General features: G+C 67.5%; 21 protein-coding genes and 2 pseudogenes. 14 read left to right on the top strand and 9 right to left on the bottom strand.

Going from position 1 to position 14854, the window contains the following annotated elements; translation table 11 throughout:
• Nucleotides 1-3 precede the first annotated feature (3 nt).
• From V5F63_RS14625 to V5F63_RS14605, 5 genes are all read right to left on the bottom strand, one after another.
• The gene (locus V5F63_RS14625) at nt 4-1638 is read right to left on the bottom strand and encodes an efflux RND transporter periplasmic adaptor subunit (RefSeq protein ID WP_394102818.1); all 1635 of its coding nucleotides are present in this window, start codon (nt 1636-1638) and stop codon (nt 4-6) included.
• 81 nt (nt 1639-1719) lie between these two features.
• A complete protein-coding gene (locus tag V5F63_RS14620) occupies nt 1720-3054 on the bottom strand; it encodes an ATP-binding protein (RefSeq protein ID WP_394001172.1) in 1335 nt (444 codons plus the stop codon).
• Nucleotides 3051-3761 carry a response regulator gene (locus V5F63_RS14615; protein WP_012115378.1) on the bottom strand — a complete coding sequence of 237 codons (711 nt, stop codon included), beginning with the start codon at nt 3759-3761 and terminating at the stop codon, nt 3051-3053. The genes V5F63_RS14620 and V5F63_RS14615 overlap by 4 nt, the downstream gene beginning before the upstream one ends.
• A gap of 63 nt (nt 3762-3824) precedes the next feature.
• Entirely contained in the window at nt 3825-4994 is a 1170-nt protein-coding gene (locus V5F63_RS14610; protein ID WP_394102819.1) for a nickel/cobalt efflux transporter, read from the bottom strand.
• Between the two features lie 12 nt (nt 4995-5006).
• Nucleotides 5007-5285, bottom strand: a complete 279-nt coding sequence (locus V5F63_RS14605; protein ID WP_138399103.1) for a metal/formaldehyde-sensitive transcriptional repressor — start codon at nt 5283-5285, stop codon at nt 5007-5009.
• A 178-nt stretch (nt 5286-5463) separates the two neighbouring features.
• On the opposite strand from V5F63_RS14605, the gene V5F63_RS14600 reads away from it, so the two are divergent.
• From V5F63_RS14600 to V5F63_RS14590, 3 genes are read left to right on the top strand one after another with little or no spacing between them, the layout of a single operon-like run.
• Complete coding sequence (locus V5F63_RS14600) at nt 5464-5673, top strand: SHOCT domain-containing protein (RefSeq protein ID WP_149578544.1); 210 nt, start codon at nt 5464-5466, stop codon at nt 5671-5673.
• Between the two features lie 32 nt (nt 5674-5705).
• Complete coding sequence (locus tag V5F63_RS14595; protein WP_245327175.1) at nt 5706-6395, top strand: c-type cytochrome; 690 nt, start codon at nt 5706-5708, stop codon at nt 6393-6395.
• Between the two features lie 45 nt (nt 6396-6440).
• On the top strand, nt 6441-6827 hold the full coding sequence (locus tag V5F63_RS14590; RefSeq protein ID WP_149578546.1) for a DUF302 domain-containing protein: 387 nt from the start codon (nt 6441-6443) through the stop codon (nt 6825-6827).
• Between the two features lie 356 nt (nt 6828-7183).
• On the opposite strand, the gene V5F63_RS14585 is transcribed toward V5F63_RS14590, so the two are convergent.
• The 3 genes and pseudogenes from V5F63_RS14585 to V5F63_RS14575 form a co-directional block, all read right to left on the bottom strand.
• Nucleotides 7184-7483 (bottom strand): DUF736 domain-containing protein, encoded by a 300-nt coding sequence (locus V5F63_RS14585; RefSeq protein ID WP_149578558.1) that lies wholly within the window; start codon nt 7481-7483, stop codon nt 7184-7186.
• 436 nt (nt 7484-7919) lie between these two features.
• A complete protein-coding gene (locus V5F63_RS14580) occupies nt 7920-8282 on the bottom strand; it encodes a tyrosine-type recombinase/integrase (protein ID WP_408068511.1) in 363 nt (120 codons plus the stop codon).
• Nucleotides 8283-8337: 55 nt separating this feature from the next.
• Nucleotides 8338-8835, bottom strand: a pseudogene (locus V5F63_RS14575) (tyrosine-type recombinase/integrase); the annotation flags it as partial.
• A 143-nt stretch (nt 8836-8978) separates the two neighbouring features.
• On the opposite strand from V5F63_RS14575, the gene V5F63_RS14570 reads away from it, so the two are divergent.
• Together V5F63_RS14570 and V5F63_RS14565 are read left to right on the top strand one after the other, a co-directional pair.
• Entirely contained in the window at nt 8979-9278 is a 300-nt protein-coding gene (locus tag V5F63_RS14570; protein ID WP_149578558.1) for a DUF736 domain-containing protein, read from the top strand.
• Between the two features lie 161 nt (nt 9279-9439).
• Nucleotides 9440-9616 (top strand): annotated as a pseudogene (locus V5F63_RS14565) (DUF736 domain-containing protein); the annotation flags it as partial.
• Nucleotides 9617-9673: 57 nt separating this feature from the next.
• Here V5F63_RS14565 and V5F63_RS14560 read toward each other — a convergent pair.
• Nucleotides 9674-9892, bottom strand: a complete 219-nt coding sequence (locus tag V5F63_RS14560; RefSeq protein ID WP_138397488.1) for a helix-turn-helix domain-containing protein — start codon at nt 9890-9892, stop codon at nt 9674-9676.
• Between the two features lie 205 nt (nt 9893-10097).
• Between V5F63_RS14560 and V5F63_RS14555 the strand changes: the two genes are divergently transcribed.
• The 9 genes from V5F63_RS14555 (at nt 10098) to V5F63_RS14515 (ending at nt 14810) form a co-directional block, all read left to right on the top strand.
• Complete coding sequence (locus V5F63_RS14555; protein WP_149578528.1) at nt 10098-10355, top strand: DNA -binding domain-containing protein; 258 nt, start codon at nt 10098-10100, stop codon at nt 10353-10355.
• Between the two features lie 112 nt (nt 10356-10467).
• Nucleotides 10468-10827, top strand: coding sequence for a transcriptional regulator domain-containing protein (locus V5F63_RS14550; protein ID WP_309298307.1), 360 nt, complete (start codon nt 10468-10470; stop codon nt 10825-10827).
• Nucleotides 10748-11251 carry a DUF2285 domain-containing protein gene (locus tag V5F63_RS14545; protein WP_309298308.1) on the top strand — a complete coding sequence of 168 codons (504 nt, stop codon included), beginning with the start codon at nt 10748-10750 and terminating at the stop codon, nt 11249-11251. The genes V5F63_RS14550 and V5F63_RS14545 overlap by 80 nt, the downstream gene beginning before the upstream one ends.
• A gap of 140 nt (nt 11252-11391) precedes the next feature.
• Nucleotides 11392-11673 (top strand): helix-turn-helix transcriptional regulator, encoded by a 282-nt coding sequence (locus tag V5F63_RS14540; RefSeq protein ID WP_149578527.1) that lies wholly within the window; start codon nt 11392-11394, stop codon nt 11671-11673.
• Nucleotides 11674-11688: 15 nt separating this feature from the next.
• On the top strand, nt 11689-12843 hold the full coding sequence (locus V5F63_RS14535; protein ID WP_149578526.1) for a replication initiator protein A: 1155 nt from the start codon (nt 11689-11691) through the stop codon (nt 12841-12843).
• On the top strand, nt 12840-13493 hold the full coding sequence (gene parA / locus V5F63_RS14530; RefSeq protein WP_149578525.1) for a ParA family partition ATPase: 654 nt from the start codon (nt 12840-12842) through the stop codon (nt 13491-13493). Before V5F63_RS14535 ends, parA begins: the two co-directional genes overlap by 4 nt.
• The gene (locus V5F63_RS14525; RefSeq protein ID WP_149578524.1) at nt 13490-13741 is read left to right on the top strand and encodes a hypothetical protein; all 252 of its coding nucleotides are present in this window, start codon (nt 13490-13492) and stop codon (nt 13739-13741) included. The genes parA and V5F63_RS14525 overlap by 4 nt, the downstream gene beginning before the upstream one ends.
• Nucleotides 13738-14268 (top strand): DUF2840 domain-containing protein, encoded by a 531-nt coding sequence (locus tag V5F63_RS14520; RefSeq protein WP_373878253.1) that lies wholly within the window; start codon nt 13738-13740, stop codon nt 14266-14268. The genes V5F63_RS14525 and V5F63_RS14520 overlap by 4 nt, the downstream gene beginning before the upstream one ends.
• Nucleotides 14265-14810: a S26 family signal peptidase gene (locus V5F63_RS14515; protein WP_149578523.1), complete on the top strand. Its 546-nt coding sequence runs from the start codon at nt 14265-14267 to the stop codon at nt 14808-14810. The genes V5F63_RS14520 and V5F63_RS14515 overlap by 4 nt, the downstream gene beginning before the upstream one ends.
• Nucleotides 14811-14854 lie beyond the last annotated feature (44 nt).

Raw genomic sequence — 14854 nt, 5'->3', positions numbered from 1 at the left:
GCCTCAGCGGATCTGGTCGATGAGTTCGGCACCCTCGGTGACCACGCGGCGATCGGGCGGCAGGCCGGCCGTCACCAGCACGCGGCCGGCATCGAGCGGCTCCGTCTTCACCTCGCGCGCAACGAAGCGTTCAGCGCTGACATGTTCGTAGACGATGGCCTGGCCGTTCGCCCCGCGCACCACCGCCGTGCGGGGGATGGCGATGCCCGTGCGCGGGGCGCCGGCCTCCGCGAGGACCGTGAGAAACTGGCCGGGGCGCAGTCCCTCGATACCTACGGTGACAGAAAACTGCAGCGCAATGGCCTGGCTGCGCTCGGACATCCCGGCTCCGAGGAAGGCGAGCATGACCGAGCGGCCATCGGGCAACCGACCCGAAGCGCCGGACCTTCCGACATCCGGCGAGAAACCCAGCGCTTCCACCCACAGCCGGTCCGGATCGATGATGCGGAATACCACCGTGTTCGGGTCCGCCATCTGCCCCGCCACCGCGTCCGACGTGGCGATGACTCCGGCGACGGGCGCACGCAACGCCTCCGGCTCGCGCTGTACCCGCTCCAGCGTGGCGCGGCGGGTCTGAAGGCCCTTCAGCTCAATCTCCGTCTCCTCCACCTCGCGGCGGGTGACGGCGTTCTGGATGGCGGACAGGCGTTCGTAGCGGCGCTTCACGATGGCGATCTGCTGGTCCAGCTCAAAGCCCTGCTGCTCCAGATCCTTGAGATCCGAGGCTCCGATGGGCGGGTGCACGTAGGCGAGGATGTCGCCCGCCGCCACCTTGGTACCGAGCGGCTTGAAGCCGCCCTGCGGCGGCGCCAGCCGCCCGCCCACCGCCGTCTGCACCAGCCCGCTGGCATTGGCGTCCGGCACCACCCGCCCCGGCAGCTCCACCGCGCGGGCATGGCTCGCGGATGCCGTTACGATGGTGCGCACACCGAGGATGCGCTGGCTCGGCTTCGGCACGATCACCGAGCCGTCAGGCAGGCGCTGGGCGGCATCGCGGGTTGAAGGCTTCGGCGCATCCGCGGCCTGCGCCTCCGGCGGCAGGGATGCGGCAAGCCCCAGGCCGGCGGCGAGAACGAGCGCCGCCGTGCGCCGCCGCAAGGACATCAGGAGCACGGCCGCGAGAAAGCCGATGACCACGCCCGCGAGCAAGCCCAGCTGCGACCCGCCCAGCAGCGCCAGCACCGTCGGGGTGGCACGGGAGTCAGCCAGCGCCGGGGCCGCGGGCACCGTGAGCGTCGTTGCGAGCACGTCCACCGTGCCGTCGGCCGTGACCGTGAAGGCGAGATCGTGCGCGCCCGGCTTCGCGGCGAAGGCAGCGGCGACCGCATAGGTGCCGGGCGCCATCGGCCTTGCGGCCTGCACGCCTTCAGGCGTGTCCATTTCAATGGTCGCTCCGTCCACCGGCGCGTTGTCGGCGAAGCGGTCGAGGTGGATGGCGAGCATGCCGTCGCGTAGCACCGCGACCAGCTCGAAATCGGCGGAAGCCGCCTCGGCGCGGGGAGCAAGCGTCGTCACCGGTGGTGTGGCGGGCTCGCCATGGTCATGGCCCTCGTGGGCGCTCGCGCCCGTCGCCAGCATCAGGCCGGCGAGAAGGGCGCACAGCCCAAGGCCTGCTCTCCGCACGAAATGACGCGCCATCCTTCAACCCGTCCGATCCTTGATCCGGTGGTACGGGAGCCAGATAGCGCGCGGGCTGTCACGCCGCGTATCGCTTCTGTATCAGTTTGTTTCAGGCTGGACCTTGGGCAGGCGCACTGTGACGACCAACCCGCCGCCAGCGCCGTTTTCGAGGGTCAGCGAGCCGCCATGCGCCTCAGCCACCGCGCGGGCGATGGGAAGGCCCAGCCCCACCCCGCCGGTGGAGCGGCTGCGCGAGGCTTCGAGCCGCACGAAGGGCTCCAGCACGGCGGCAAGCTGGTCATCGGGAATGCCGGGGCCCTCGTCCCGAACCGTCAGCACCGCCTCGCCGCCCTCCTCCACAAGCACGACATGCGCGGCGCCGCCATAAAGAAGTGCATTCTCCAGAAGGTTCGACACCATCCGCTTCAGGCTGACGAGGCGGCCCGCCACAACCAGGCGCGGCGGCGCGGCAAGATCGGCGGCAAGTCCCCGGTCGCGGGCATTGTCCACCAGCGTCTCCACCAGCGCCACGAGGTCGAGCGGGCGCACCGGCTCCTCGCTGGCCTCGCCCCGCAGGTAGGACAGGGTGGCGTCCACCATCTGCTCCATCTCTGCCACATCCGCCGCCATGGCCGCGCGCAGGACCGGATCGGCCACGTCCTCCATGCGGAAACGCAGGCGCGTCATGGGCGTGCGCAGATCGTGGGAGACCGCGGCAAGGGCCTGGGTGCGCCGCTCCATCAGCTCGGCGATACGGGCCTGCATGCCGTTGAAGGCGTGGGCCAGCTCCCGCACCTCCTTGGGGCCGGTCTCCGGCAACCGCACCAGCGGCGCATCCGGGGGCAAGGTCGCGACGGTCCGCGCCATGGCCCGGAGCGGCCGCGTCAGCCAGGCGGCGATGGCGAGGGACAGCAGCAGCACGCCCGACGCCATGAGGGTCGTGGACAGCACCGATCCGTGCGCCCCGGCCGCCTGCGGGACGGAGGCGAACAGGCGCGCGTTCAGCCAGCTGCCGTCCGGAAGACGCACCGCGACCAGGCTGAGGTGCGGGTCGGTACCCGCGCCGACCAGCACATCCTGCGGCCCGAGGTCGGGCGCCAGCGTGCGCACGTCGTCGGCGAGGCGCTGCCATCCCTCCACGACATGGGAACCGGGCGCGGCCATGGCTTCCCGGCTCCAGTGGGCGTCGATGGCGCCGCCGGACAGGTCATGGGCCACATCCTCGCGGCTTTCCGGCGCCGCCGCCATGAGCGACCGGCGCAGCGAGACGATCTGGTCGGCGAGGCGGATCGCGTGGGCGGCGTGGCGCTCGCGCTCCATGGCGTGCTCGTAGGTCCACAGGCTCAGCAGATGCACGACAACGATGCCCAGCACCGCCACCACGGCGGTGCGCACGGCGAGGCTGTCCGATGCGCGGATGAGGGCGCGGATCACGAGCGTTCCACCTCCGGGACGAAGAAATATCCGGCGCCGCGCACGGTCTTCACCATCTCCGGCCCACCGTGGGATTCCAGCTTCTTCCGCAGCCGGCTGACCTGGATGTCGATGGCGCGGTCGAAGCCCGTGGCGGTGCGGTTCTTGGCGGCGTCCATCAGCTGGTCGCGGGTCAGTACCCTTTGGGGGTGTTCGAGGAAGGTCAGGAGCAGGTCGTATTCGCCGGTGGAGAGGTCCACCACGACGGCCGCCGGATTGGTGAGCTCGCGCCGGCGGGTGTCGAGCGTCCAGCCGGCGAAGTTGAGCAGGGAGCCGCCGGTCGCGGCGCCACCGGAAGGCCGCATGCGCCGCAGCACCGCATGGATGCGCGCCAGCAGCTCGCGCGGATTGAACGGCTTCGACAGATAGTCATCCGCACCCAGCTCCAGCCCCACGATGCGGTCCACGTCGCTGCCGCGCGCGGTGAGCATGATGATGGGCACGCTGGAGGTGCGGCGGATGTCCCGGCACAGGTCGAGCCCGCTCGCGCCCGGCAGCATGATGTCGAGGATGATGAGATCCACCGGCCCCGCCTTCATCGCCTCGCGCATCTCGCGCGCGTCCTGGGCCGTGGTGACCTTGTGCCCATGCTCGCGCAGGAACTTGCCGGCGAGGCGCCGGATCTCCGCGTCGTCGTCGACGATCAGGATATGGCCTTCGGGGGACACGGGGTGACGCACTCCTGCGTAGCCGGCCCGCAAGCGCGCCGGCGGCTCCGCGGACAAGCCCTTTTATCCCAGCAGGCCGGCTTCGCCATATGAAGTTGGCAACGGCGAGAGAGCGCCCCGCACCGTGGCCGCGCTGATGCCGGCCGACGGCGCGTGCTCCCGTGAAAGACCGTGCCAGCCCAGCCAGCCGGTATAAAGGCCAACCATCAGGATCAGCGCGGCCGAGGCATAGGGGGCGCGCCGGGCGAACGCGCTGAAGCCTGACCAGCGCTGCGAGACGTGCCGGACGCTGAGCGCGGCGAGCACCCCGGCCGCCACCAGCGTGAGCGCCAGGCCGATGCTGAAGCACAGCACCAGCACGAAGCCGAGGCTGAACGCCTTCAGCTGCATGCAGATGAGCAGCACCGTGATCGCCGCCGGGCACGGGATCAGCCCGCCGGTCAGCCCGAAGAGGATGATCTGCCAGGTCGTCACCGAGCGGCCGGCAAAGCGGTTGCGGATATCGGCGGCGTGGGCGCGGGCGTGGGCATCGTCCTCGTCGCCGAGATTCATGTGGGCGTGGTCATGCTCCTCGAAGGCGAGGGTATGGACCTCCTCCCCGCCGTCGGCGAGGGACAGTCGCAGCACCACTGAAAAGGCATGGGGCTCGGGAATGTCGTGCACGCTCTCGATGAACTCACCCCGGTTCACGAACGGGAAGACCTGGCGGCCACCGTCGGGCCTCAGGATTTCGAGAAAGACGCGCTCGGCGTCAGGAAGCATGCGCCCGCCGGGGCTGGAGATGCGCCACCGCGGCGGCACGCCATCCTCGAAGATGTCGAGCGCCAGTTCCCCTTCTGCGGTCGAGAGGAGACGGGTCTTGTCCTCATGGTGGTGATGCGCGTCGCTCTGCTCGCGCCACGTCCGCCAGGCCATCCAGGCGGCGATGGTGATGATCGCCACGGCTGAAGCGAGCTGAAAATAGGGTTCGCTGGCCTCGCCACCCCATTGCTGCCCGAAATACAGCCCCCCGAGGGCAATGAGCCAGACCACCGCCGTGTGCGAGGCCGTTGCGGCGAGGCCCAGCAGGACGGCCTGGGTGAGCGTGCCGCGGATGGCGATGATGAAGGCGGCCATCATCGTCTTGGAATGGCCCGGCTCAAGCCCGTGCAGGGCACCGAGCAGGATGGCCGAGGGGATGAACAGCCAGGCGTGCGCGGCCCCCTGCTGGAGCAGGTCTGTAAACGCAGTCATCTTGCTCTCAGATCACTTGAGGTAGGTGCGGACGACCTCGATCAGGTCGGCGGCGCCTTTGGCACGCTCGGGGTCCGGCTCGGCGTCCGGGTTCACCACGTGATGGCGGATGTGGTCCTCCATCAGCTCCGCCGTCAGTCCGTTGATGGCGCCGCGCATGGAGGCGACCAGCATCAACACGTCGGTGCAGCCGATCTCGGCTTCCAGCGCGCGCTCCACGGCTTCGGCCTGCCCCTTGATTCGGCGGATGCGGGCGAGAAGCTTGGTCTTGTGCTTGATCGTGTGTGCCATCACGGGTTTATAATATAGGGGGGTACCCTATATAAATCGTTCCTTTCGCTCGGCGGCAGGGCCAAATACGGGAACTTGCGGAACCGGCCGCGGACATCGGGGCGGACGGGCTTTTGGCAATCTGCGCAATGACCCCGATGTGGTGGAACGGCCCTCGGGCTGATAGACATAGCTGGGGATGGATGCCGACGGCATCCTCTCCTTTTTGTTGCTGGTGCTTCTGACAGTTGGGATCGTTGCGCTTGTCCTCTCCTTCTTTGGAGGCGCCGTGCGGATCGGTAACGATCGAAGCCTTTCGCGAGGCCTCGACATTCTCGGTGAGTACTGCGCGAAGGGAGAAATCCAGCGCGACGAATACCTCCAGGAAAAGCGCGACCTCAGCGCCTGATCCGGACCGGGTGACGTCGCGGAGCCATGACAATGAGCAAGATGGCGATCTCATTAGCGGGTGCGATCATTCTCATCGCTGGAGCAGGTTTACTCGCCATGACGGGAGCCTCACGGGGACAATCGGATGGCGCGCGCGCAGGCGACCCGGCGCTAGGAAGCCATGTGGCCGATGCCAAATGCGCCGAGTGCCACGGCGCGGATTGCAATAGCAGCGAATCGCAATTTCCGAAACTGGCGGGTCAAAGTCCGGCTTACCTTTATCGCCAACTCTGGGCCTTCAGGAATGGGACTCGCAGGTCGGACATCATGGCGCCAATCGCGGCAGACCTCGGCGACGCCGACATGGCGAATGCGTCGAGCTTTTATGGCAAGCAGTCGCGCAAGGCGGACGCGGTCAAGGACCAACGCTTGGCGGCGATTGGAGAGCGCATCTTCTTCGCGGGAATGCCCGCTTGCGCCATGTGTCACCGTGCGTCCGGCCAACGCGGCATGCCCGTGACGGGCATGATGGGAGGCGGCATGATGGAGCGGATGCCGATGATGGGCATGATGGCCGACGCTCCCTATCTGAATGGACAGCATGCGGCATATATCGTCGATCAATTGGATCGCTTCGCGAGTGGCGCGCGTCCGTCGTCGACAATGATGGGCCGTATCGCGGCGGCGCTGAGCGAAGCCGATAAGAGGGCCGTGGCCGAATATCTCTCCGGCCTGCGTTGAACTTTCCTATATTCGCGTCTTGCAAGAACGCCTTGGGAGTGAACCATGAGCTATTATTTCGCCAAAACGCTTGCGCTCGGCTTCGATGACGCCGTGCGGCTGACGACTGAGGCGCTCAAGCGCGAGGGTTTCGGCATCATCACCGAGATCGACGTCAGGGACACTCTCAAGAAGAAGATCAATGTCGATTTCCGTCCCTACCGCATTCTCGGCGCCTGCAACCCGGCGCTTGCCCACGAGGCGCTTGAGATTGAGGACAAGGTAGGCACGATGCTGCCGTGCAACGTCATCGTGCAGGACAAGGGGGACGGCAACACCGAAGTGGCGGCGATCGATCCCGTCGCCTCAATGCAAGCGATCGACAATCCGCGGCTCAAGCAGGCGGCCGAACACGTCCAGGCGAAGCTCAAGAGCGTGATCGGTTCGCTCTGACACGGTTTCGGGCGCATTGCATCCTCATGGGTCGCTCCCGGCGCCTGGATTTATTTAGGCTTACTGGAAAGGGCGCGTCGCCGCATTATCACGTTGAATGCGCGGACTATTCCGCGCAAATGGATGATAGCATCTCGGTTCCAGAGAGATCTTCCTTGCTTCGATTTTCTGCCTTCGGCTTGGCTCTGGTCGCGGCGGATCGTGCAGCGGCGCAGGATTCGGGCAAGAAGACGCCGATCGATACGGCACTGATCGTATAGGTCAATCTGTCGGGCTCGGTCGGCGGGGGTTCTGCTCCGCATAATTGCGAGGGTGGAAGGCGGGCGCCCCGCGGGAAGCGGAGCGCCCGTGGCCGGTCATCGCGACCAGATGAGCTTGTGCTCGCCCTTGTCGCCCTGGACCAGGGAGGCGTAGACCGGCGCCGTGAAGGACGGATCGTCGAGCTTGAGCGAGAGGTATTCGGTGCCCGTCTCGCGGGCGGTCCGGCTCCAGCCGGCGCCGAACTCGACGCCGTTGGCGGTGACGCGATAGTCGGGCGCCTTGTCGGTGTCGCGGTCGCAGGGCTTGATGGTGGCCTTGACGTTGAGGGTGAGGGTCTTGATCGTCCCGGCATAGGCGCCGTTCTCGTCGCGGGTGAAGGTGCCGATCTGAGCCATTGTCATATCTCCTGAGAGTTGCCCGAAGCCGCCCGATGAGGCCTCGATGGCGGTCGAGAGGCGACGGACCGGACGGCTGCACCCCTTGTGGGCCGCAGCGGCAGCGGAGGACGGTGGCAGCCGAGCTTGTTGTCCCGCGAGGAATGACCGCTTGCGGTCAGGGGAAGAAGGTCGGCGGAGCCGTTGCAGGCCAAGGCCGAACCGGCGCCAGACCAGCCCGGAAGAGAGGCCGCCTGGGGGCTTCGCCGCATGATCGGCAGAGATCGACGCAGGCGGTCGGCACCTCATCAGCACGTCGGCGACGCCAGCGCGTCATCCTCCCGCGGTCACCGACGCCAGCCTCCGAGCCAACGACACATGCCCCGCCCGATACGGCACAGACCGTGTCGAACACGATGCCGGTGCAGGACCGGGGCGATTGGGCGAGAGAGCCGCTTCAGGTGCGGACCCGTTCCGATCCGGCCGGTGCCTCCAGGTCCGAGAGCAAGGAAGCGATCAGCGCATCCGGTGCCTTGAACCGGCCGCGCCTGAGCTCCGGCGGGATGACCGCCTCGATCGCTTCCAGCTTTTCAGAGGGGTCCATGCGGAGATAGGCCTCCGTCGTGCGGATGTCGGCATGACCAAGCCACAGGGCAACCTTCCGGATGTCGTGGGTGGCCTGCAGCATGACGACCGCGCAGCTGTGCCGGAGCTGATGTGGCGAGACGCTCCGACCACGCAGCGATGAGCAGGTCTCGGCCGCTGCGCAGCATGGACGTCGCGGCGGAGTGGCGCAGAACGTGGGCGCCGCGATGGACACTTTTGACGCCGGCCCGGTCGAGGGCGCGGCGCACGATGCACTTCACGGCGATCCGGCTCAGCTGGCGGACAGGCGCCGTGTCCGTCAGGAACACCCGCGTCGTCGCGATCCGTGGCCGCGCCCGCTCGATATAGGCGAGGATGGCGTCCCCGATCTCCTGGGTCAGCGGCAGGCGCTCCTCACGCCGCGCCTTGCCAGCAAGGGTTATGCGGCCTGTCACCCAGTCGATCTCATCGAAGTCGAGGTTGGCGACTTCGCTGGCCCTGAGGCCCAGTCGGGCCAGGAGCAGGATGGCCGGTCCGAACGCGGCCACGGTCTGTGCCGTATCGGGCGGGGCATGTGTCGTTGGCTCGGAGGCTGGCGTCGGTGACCGCGGGAGGATGACGCGCTGGCGTCGCCGACGTGCTGATGAGGTGCCGACCGCCTGCGTCGATCTCTGCCGATCATGCGGCGAAGCCCCCAGGCGGCCTCTCTTCCGGGCTGGTCTGGCGCCGGTTCGGCCTTGGCCTGCAACGGCTCCGCCGACCTTCTTCCCCTGACCGCAAGCGGTCATTCCTCGCGGGACAACAAGCTCGGCTGCCACCGTCCTCCGCTGCCGCTGCGGCCCACAAGGGGTGCAGCCGTCCGGTCCGTCGCCTCTCGACCGCCATCGAGGCCTCATCGGGCGGCTTCGGGCAACTCTCAGGAGATATGACAATGGCTCAGATCGGCACCTTCACCCGCGACGAGAACGGCGCCTATGCCGGGACGATCAAGACCCTCACCCTCAACGTCAAGGCCACCATCAAGCCCTGCGACCGCGACACCGACAAGGCGCCCGACTATCGCGTCACCGCCAACGGCGTCGAGTTCGGCGCCGGCTGGAGCCGGACCGCCCGCGAGACGGGCACCGAATACCTCTCGCTCAAGCTCGACGATCCGTCCTTCACGGCGCCGGTCTACGCCTCCCTGGTCCAGGGCGACAAGGGCGAGCACAAGCTCATCTGGTCGCGATGACCGGCCACGGGCGCTCCGCTTCCCGCGGGGCGCCCGCCTTCCACCCTCGCAATTATGCGGAGCAGAACCCCCGCCGAAACCGGCGGCAACACAGACCTCACAGGCCAGCGCTCCGCATAATCCCGCTCTCCGCATAATCGACGTTATGTGGAGCTCCACATAAGATCGAGATCGGCGCCGCCTGGTCCAAGCGCTCCAGCGAAGGCCGCGACTATCTGGGCCTCAAGCTCGACGACCCGAGCTTCAACGCCCCGATCTACGCCAACCTCTTCGACGACGAGGACGCCGACACCTTCTCGCTGATCTGGTCCCGCCCCAGCGGGCGCCGCGGCGAGTGAGCCGCACAAGGCCCCGGCCGGTTCCGGCCGGGGCCTTCCCGCCACCGGGTTCACCGGTCAGTCGTTGCCGTCCGGCCGCACCAGTTCGACGTGGCTGACCCCCAGCGCCTGAGCCAGCTCGTAGAGGGTGATGACCGTCGGATTGCGCCGGCCACGCTCGAGGCCGCTGATATACTGCTGGCTGAAACCGGAGCGCGCCTCGACATCCTCCTGCGTCAGGCCTTTTTCCTGACGCAGGCGAGCGAAGTTCCGGCCGACCAGCTTGCGCATATCCATGCGCAGACGGATCGCAATTTACACACTTTGAGCTTATCAACTATAATATGTAATCAAGCGGCCCTAGCGGGTTAGACGGCGGCAATGCCGATGCCGATCGATCACCGAGCGGCCCGGGGATGCTCCCGGCTCGCGGGCTCGCTTCACCATCCGCCGTCGTCTAGAAGGGACGAAGGCTGCGCCAGGCATGGAAACGGGGGGTGACATGACCGACGCGTTTGCAGACACCGCTCCGTCCGCTTCCGAGCTCACCGACTACGACCGAGCGCACATCAAGCTCTATGCGCGCCTTTTGGACGCCACGGCGGATGGCGCCGGCTGGGAGGAGATCGCCTCGGTGCTGTTCGGCATCGACGCGGCTCGGGAGTCCGAACGTGCCCGTCATGTCCATGACAGCCATCTGGCCCGGGCCCGATGGGTGGCCTCCAGCGGCTACAAGGACCTCCTCCACCGCCCTGTCTGACGTTGCAGCCCGTTTGCAGGGGTGATGCGGCTGCGGCATCACGCGATGCTCCCTGGCAGACTTCCCCCAGTATTCTCAATCCCAGATTGTCCTCACTCGACACGCACGCTGGATGCGGAGACGAGTGATGAAGCCCGATACATCGCGCTGGCGAGAGGATGCCAGCTACGTCTATTTCGACACGCTGTCGGTGGAGGGCCTCGCCTGGGAATGCCTGCGCCGGGACGAGACCTACCAGGAACACTACCAGTCCCTCGTGAAGGCCGGCTCGGACGCCGACCCGCTCCCCCGGGAGGTGGAGCAACGCTGGGGGCTGCGATTTCGCCGCGCGGCCATCTCTCTCCGCTGTGGAACAGAACGTCCCGTGGTCGCCGGTTGTCGATCCGGCCATCGTGCTTCTCGCCCAACAGCCCGCGTTTCTTCCGGGCGCGCCCAGCGTGTCGTTCGGCGGCATGGTTGCGCCGCGCGATAGCACCGAGGGACGATACTGGGTCCATGGTTCGGCACCTCATGCCGCGCAGGTGCTGCTGCTGACCGGGACTCGCCCCGACGCGCCGCTGGCGGCATTGATCCCGCTGGACGCGGACACCATTGGACGGGTGGAGGCCTTGACCCGCTTCTGGCGCGCTGTCGAGGGTCGGCCGGCGATCCCCGACACCCGCATCACCGCGCAGCAGCGTGGCCGGCTGCGCACCATGATGCTGGCGGCCGATGGTCGGGCGAACGGCGCCAGCTATCGCGACATCGCCATCTTCCTTTACAGCCACAAGCGCGTGGCATCCGAGCCCTGGAAAACCTCGGCGCTGCGCGACAAGGTCATCGGCCTCGTCAAAGGCGGCCTCGCCATGATCGGCGGCGGCTATCTCAGGCTCCTGCGTCATCGCAGAAGACCATAGCCGCATCGTCGGCATCCTGAGGGTGGGGATTTTCGCCCCCCTCAACTTCCCCATCCCCCTCGACGGCTGCCCTTCGCCACCGTGATCGCCATCCGCCGCTGATGACCAGCGGCCCGAGATCGCCCACGGAGGTTCGATCCATGCGACCCGACGCTGTCCCGCTGCCGCCACGCTACTTGCGCACCAAGGAAGCCGCCGTCTTCCTCAGCCTCTCGCCCCGCACGCTCGAGAAGCACCGCACCTACGGAACCGGACCCGGCTATCGCAAGCTCGGCGGACGCGTCGTCTATGCCATCGAGGACCTGCAGGCCTGGGTCGCCCGTGGCGCCGTCACCTCCACCTCCGATCCGCGCGGCTGCGTGCTGCCGGCCAAGCGCCACGCCCTGCCCGGCGTTGTCGAGCCCCACCGTTTCGCACGCTGATCGGAACCCTTCTCCATGGCGGCGCGGCATCGCTCCCAGCCGGAGCGCGGACAGCTCGATCTGTTCCGCGCGCTTCCCGGCGCGTTCGCGCCACGGGATGCGCAGGATCTCATGGCCTATCCCTTCTTCTCCCTCTCCAAGACCCATCGTATCGCGCCCATCGATTTTGCCGCCGGCGATGTCTCCATCCGGGTCGAGGCCGTGCCTGACCACGGCATGGCGACCATCTGGGACGCCGACATCCTGATCTGGGCGGCGAGCCAGATCGTGGAGGCCCGCGACGCTGGCCTGCGCACGTCGCGCTTCATGGTCGCCACCCCCTATGAGATCCTCAGGTTCGTGGGGCGCGGCACCTCGCTGCGGGACTACCAGCGCCTGAAGGCGGCGCTCGACCGGCTGCAATCCACAACCGTGTCCACCTCGATCCGCCAGCGGGCCGAGGGACGGCGCCATCGCTTCTCCTGGATCAACGAGTGGAAGGAGCGCACCGACCGGGATGGCAGACCCGCGGGAATCGAGCTCATCGTTCCTGACTGGTTCTATTGCGCCATTCTCGAAGATGCCCTCGTTCTCACCATCGACCGGGCCTATTTCGACCTGACGGGCGGGCTCGACCGCTGGCTCTACCGGCTGGTGCGCAAGCACGGCGGCCGCCAGCACAACGGCTGGCGCTTCGACTTCCGCCACCTGCACCTCAAGTCCGGTAGCCTCTCGCCGTTCAAGCGCTTCGCCTTCGAGCTGCGGGACATCATCCGCCGCCAGCCGCTGCCCGGCTACACCCTGTTTCTGGAGTGTGACGCGGGTGCGCGCACGCTGCTCGCCTTCGAGCCGGCCTGTGGACAACCTGTGAATCCCTTCGTGCCATCGGGAACCCGGTGCCACGTGCCATCAGGAACCGGCCCCTCGTGCTTTCAGGAACCGAAACAGGGGTTAACCCTAAGCCCGAAAACGCAAAATCGCGCTCTTAACTTAGACTCTAACATAGAGTCTAACTTTAAAAGGCGCGCGGGCGATGTGGATAACCGCGCTCAGCCGGCCCAAAAAGCTGCCCATCTGCGCACCTCTAAGGATGAGGGTCTTCCGTCTTTCCGTAAAGACGGATTTCAGGCGCCAGAACCTCTTCCCGTAGCCGATCTGCCTCCCGCGAACGCATCGGGAGGCCGTCGATGATCGTCGCGCTGCTCAATCAGAAGGGCGGAGTCGGCAAGACGACGCTTGCCCTGCACCTTGCCGGCGCCTGGGCGAGCCGCGGCCGGCGCGTGACCCTCATCGATGCGGACCCTCAGGGCTCGGCCCTCGACTGGTCGCAGCAGCGCAGCCGCGAGGGCTTGCCGCGCCTGTTCGGCGTCGTCGGCCTCGCCCGTGACACGCTGCACCGGGAGGCCCCTGAGCTGGCGCGGGATGCCGACCATGTGGTCATCGACGGGCCGCCCCGCGTCGCCGGCCTCATGCGCTCGGCGCTCCTCGCCGCCGACCTCGTGCTGATCCCGGCGCAGCCATCGCCGCTCGATGGCTGGGCCTCCGCGGAGATGCTCGCGCTCCTCAATGAGGCGCGCATTTACCGACCGGCGCTTGCTGCGCGGTTCGTGCTGAACCGCTGCGGTGCCCGCACCGTGCTCGCCCGTGAGACGGCCGAGACGCTGGCGGATCACGATCCGCCCGTGCTCGCGACCACCATTGGCCAGCGCGTCGCCTTCGCCATGTCGGCACAGTCCGGGCGGCTCGTCAGCGAGCTGGACGAACGTGGCCCGGCTGCGCGCGAGATCACGGCGCTGGCGGCGGAGATCGTCGGTCTCGCCGGTTATGGACGCCTACCATGAGCGCACCGCCGACCCGCAAGGGCTTCGCCGCGCGGCCGGCTGATCCGGAGCAGTGGATCAAGGCTGCGGAGGCGAAGACGTCAAATGACGTCACCGGCGGCTTTACCGCGCGGCTCACCATCGACGTCACGCCCGACCTGCGCGGGCGCATCAAGATCGCCGCCTTCGGTCGCGGCCAGACCGTCGCGGACATGCTCCGCGATCTCCTCGCCCGAGAATTTCCCCCGACATCAGGAGAGGCCTCATGATGAGCCCGCCGGTGCCATCCTCTGTTCCCAAACCCATCGCCCCATCACCCGCCGCGCCGACCCCAGACCCGCTCACCCATGTGGAGCTGACCTGGATCGAGAAGCGGATCGAGAACTGGATCCGCTTCGGCCGGCCTGCGCAGGCACAAACTCTCGACCGTAGCCGCCGCATCGTATCGTTTGCGCCGAACTCCATCTTCGCCTTCGTCCGCTGGGCTGCAAACGACTTCGGCACCGTGGTGTCGCGCATCGACATCGTGCGCGCCGTCGCACCCGGCGAGGCCTACCAGACGCTGCCCTTCGTGCGTCCCGGCGGAGAGATCCTGCTGCGCGCCGACGGCTGGCCGAAGGTCGAGAAAGTGCTCCAGCACGTGGATGCCGTCGAGGCCATCGGCGTCAACGGCGCGGATGTCGCCCCCGACCACTGGCGGCACGTCCACAACCGCCTGATCGCCGGCCACATGCCCCGCGCCTACACGACTGAGCGCCATCACGCGTGGCTCAAGCGGCGGGAGTGCGAAGAATGACCCGCTTCGGCTATGTCATGGTGACGTATTTCTCGGTGATGGGGGCGGCGGCGGCCGCCTTTGTTCCGACACCGCTCAAGCTGGTGTGGAACGTCTCCGCCAGCGCGCCCGTCGGGCTCTACGAAATCGAGCCCGCGCGCAGGCTCGATGTCATGGACCTCCTCGCCATCACGCCGCCGGCAGCGCTCGCCCGCTTCCTGGTGGAGCGCGCCTATGTGGGCGCCGGCGTCCCATTGATGAAGCGCGTGGCGGCGCTTCCCGGGCAGGAGGTCTGCCGCAAAGACGGCACCATCACCGTCGATGGCGTGGCTTACGGTGAGGCGCTGGAGCGCGACCGCATGGGACGTCCCCTGCCGGTCTGGCGCGGATGCCGTCGCATCGCCCACGGCGAGCTCTTCCTCATGAACTTCGATGTGCCCGACAGTCTCGATGGGCGGTATTTCGGGCCACTGCCCGCCAGCACCGTGATCGGCCGCGCCGTGCCGCTCTACACCGATGAGGCCGGCGATGGGCACTTCGTCTGGCGTGCGCCGACGCGCTGAGGGCGACCGACCATCTTCACCTTCATCACACGTCGAGAGGCCGT

Origin of the sequence: Xanthobacter wiegelii, from assembly GCF_043193855.2 — a bacterium.
In the GTDB taxonomy this organism is placed as follows: domain Bacteria; phylum Pseudomonadota; class Alphaproteobacteria; order Rhizobiales; family Xanthobacteraceae; genus Xanthobacter; species Xanthobacter flavus_A.
This window is presented reverse-complemented; position numbering and strand designations above follow the sequence as displayed.

Bases quoted from the DNA above. Each gene is read 5' to 3' on its own strand.
- V5F63_RS14625 (WP_394102818.1), bottom strand. From the start codon at position 1,638: ATGGCGCGTCATTTCGTGCGGAGAGCAGGCCTTGGGCTGTGCGCCCTT.
- V5F63_RS14610 (WP_394102819.1), bottom strand. From the start codon at position 4,994: ATGACTGCGTTTACAGACCTGCTCCAGCAGGGGGCCGCGCACGCCTGG.
- V5F63_RS14605 (WP_138399103.1), bottom strand. From the start codon at position 5,285: ATGGCACACACGATCAAGCACAAGACCAAGCTTCTCGCCCGCATCCGC.
- V5F63_RS14600 (WP_149578544.1), top strand. From the start codon at position 5,464: ATGGATGCCGACGGCATCCTCTCCTTTTTGTTGCTGGTGCTTCTGACA.
- V5F63_RS14595 (WP_245327175.1), top strand. From the start codon at position 5,706: ATGAGCAAGATGGCGATCTCATTAGCGGGTGCGATCATTCTCATCGCT.
- V5F63_RS14590 (WP_149578546.1), top strand. From the start codon at position 6,441: ATGAGCTATTATTTCGCCAAAACGCTTGCGCTCGGCTTCGATGACGCC.
- V5F63_RS14585 (WP_149578558.1), bottom strand. From the start codon at position 7,483: ATGGCTCAGATCGGCACCTTCACCCGCGACGAGAACGGCGCCTATGCC.
- V5F63_RS14570 (WP_149578558.1), top strand. From the start codon at position 8,979: ATGGCTCAGATCGGCACCTTCACCCGCGACGAGAACGGCGCCTATGCC.
- V5F63_RS14560 (WP_138397488.1), bottom strand. From the start codon at position 9,892: ATGGATATGCGCAAGCTGGTCGGCCGGAACTTCGCTCGCCTGCGTCAG.
- V5F63_RS14555 (WP_149578528.1), top strand. From the start codon at position 10,098: ATGACCGACGCGTTTGCAGACACCGCTCCGTCCGCTTCCGAGCTCACC.
- V5F63_RS14550 (WP_309298307.1), top strand. From the start codon at position 10,468: ATGCGGAGACGAGTGATGAAGCCCGATACATCGCGCTGGCGAGAGGAT.
- V5F63_RS14540 (WP_149578527.1), top strand. From the start codon at position 11,392: ATGCGACCCGACGCTGTCCCGCTGCCGCCACGCTACTTGCGCACCAAG.
- V5F63_RS14535 (WP_149578526.1), top strand. From the start codon at position 11,689: ATGGCGGCGCGGCATCGCTCCCAGCCGGAGCGCGGACAGCTCGATCTG.
- parA (WP_149578525.1), top strand. From the start codon at position 12,840: ATGATCGTCGCGCTGCTCAATCAGAAGGGCGGAGTCGGCAAGACGACG.
- V5F63_RS14525 (WP_149578524.1), top strand. From the start codon at position 13,490: ATGAGCGCACCGCCGACCCGCAAGGGCTTCGCCGCGCGGCCGGCTGAT.
- V5F63_RS14520 (WP_373878253.1), top strand. From the start codon at position 13,738: ATGATGAGCCCGCCGGTGCCATCCTCTGTTCCCAAACCCATCGCCCCA.
- V5F63_RS14515 (WP_149578523.1), top strand. From the start codon at position 14,265: ATGACCCGCTTCGGCTATGTCATGGTGACGTATTTCTCGGTGATGGGG.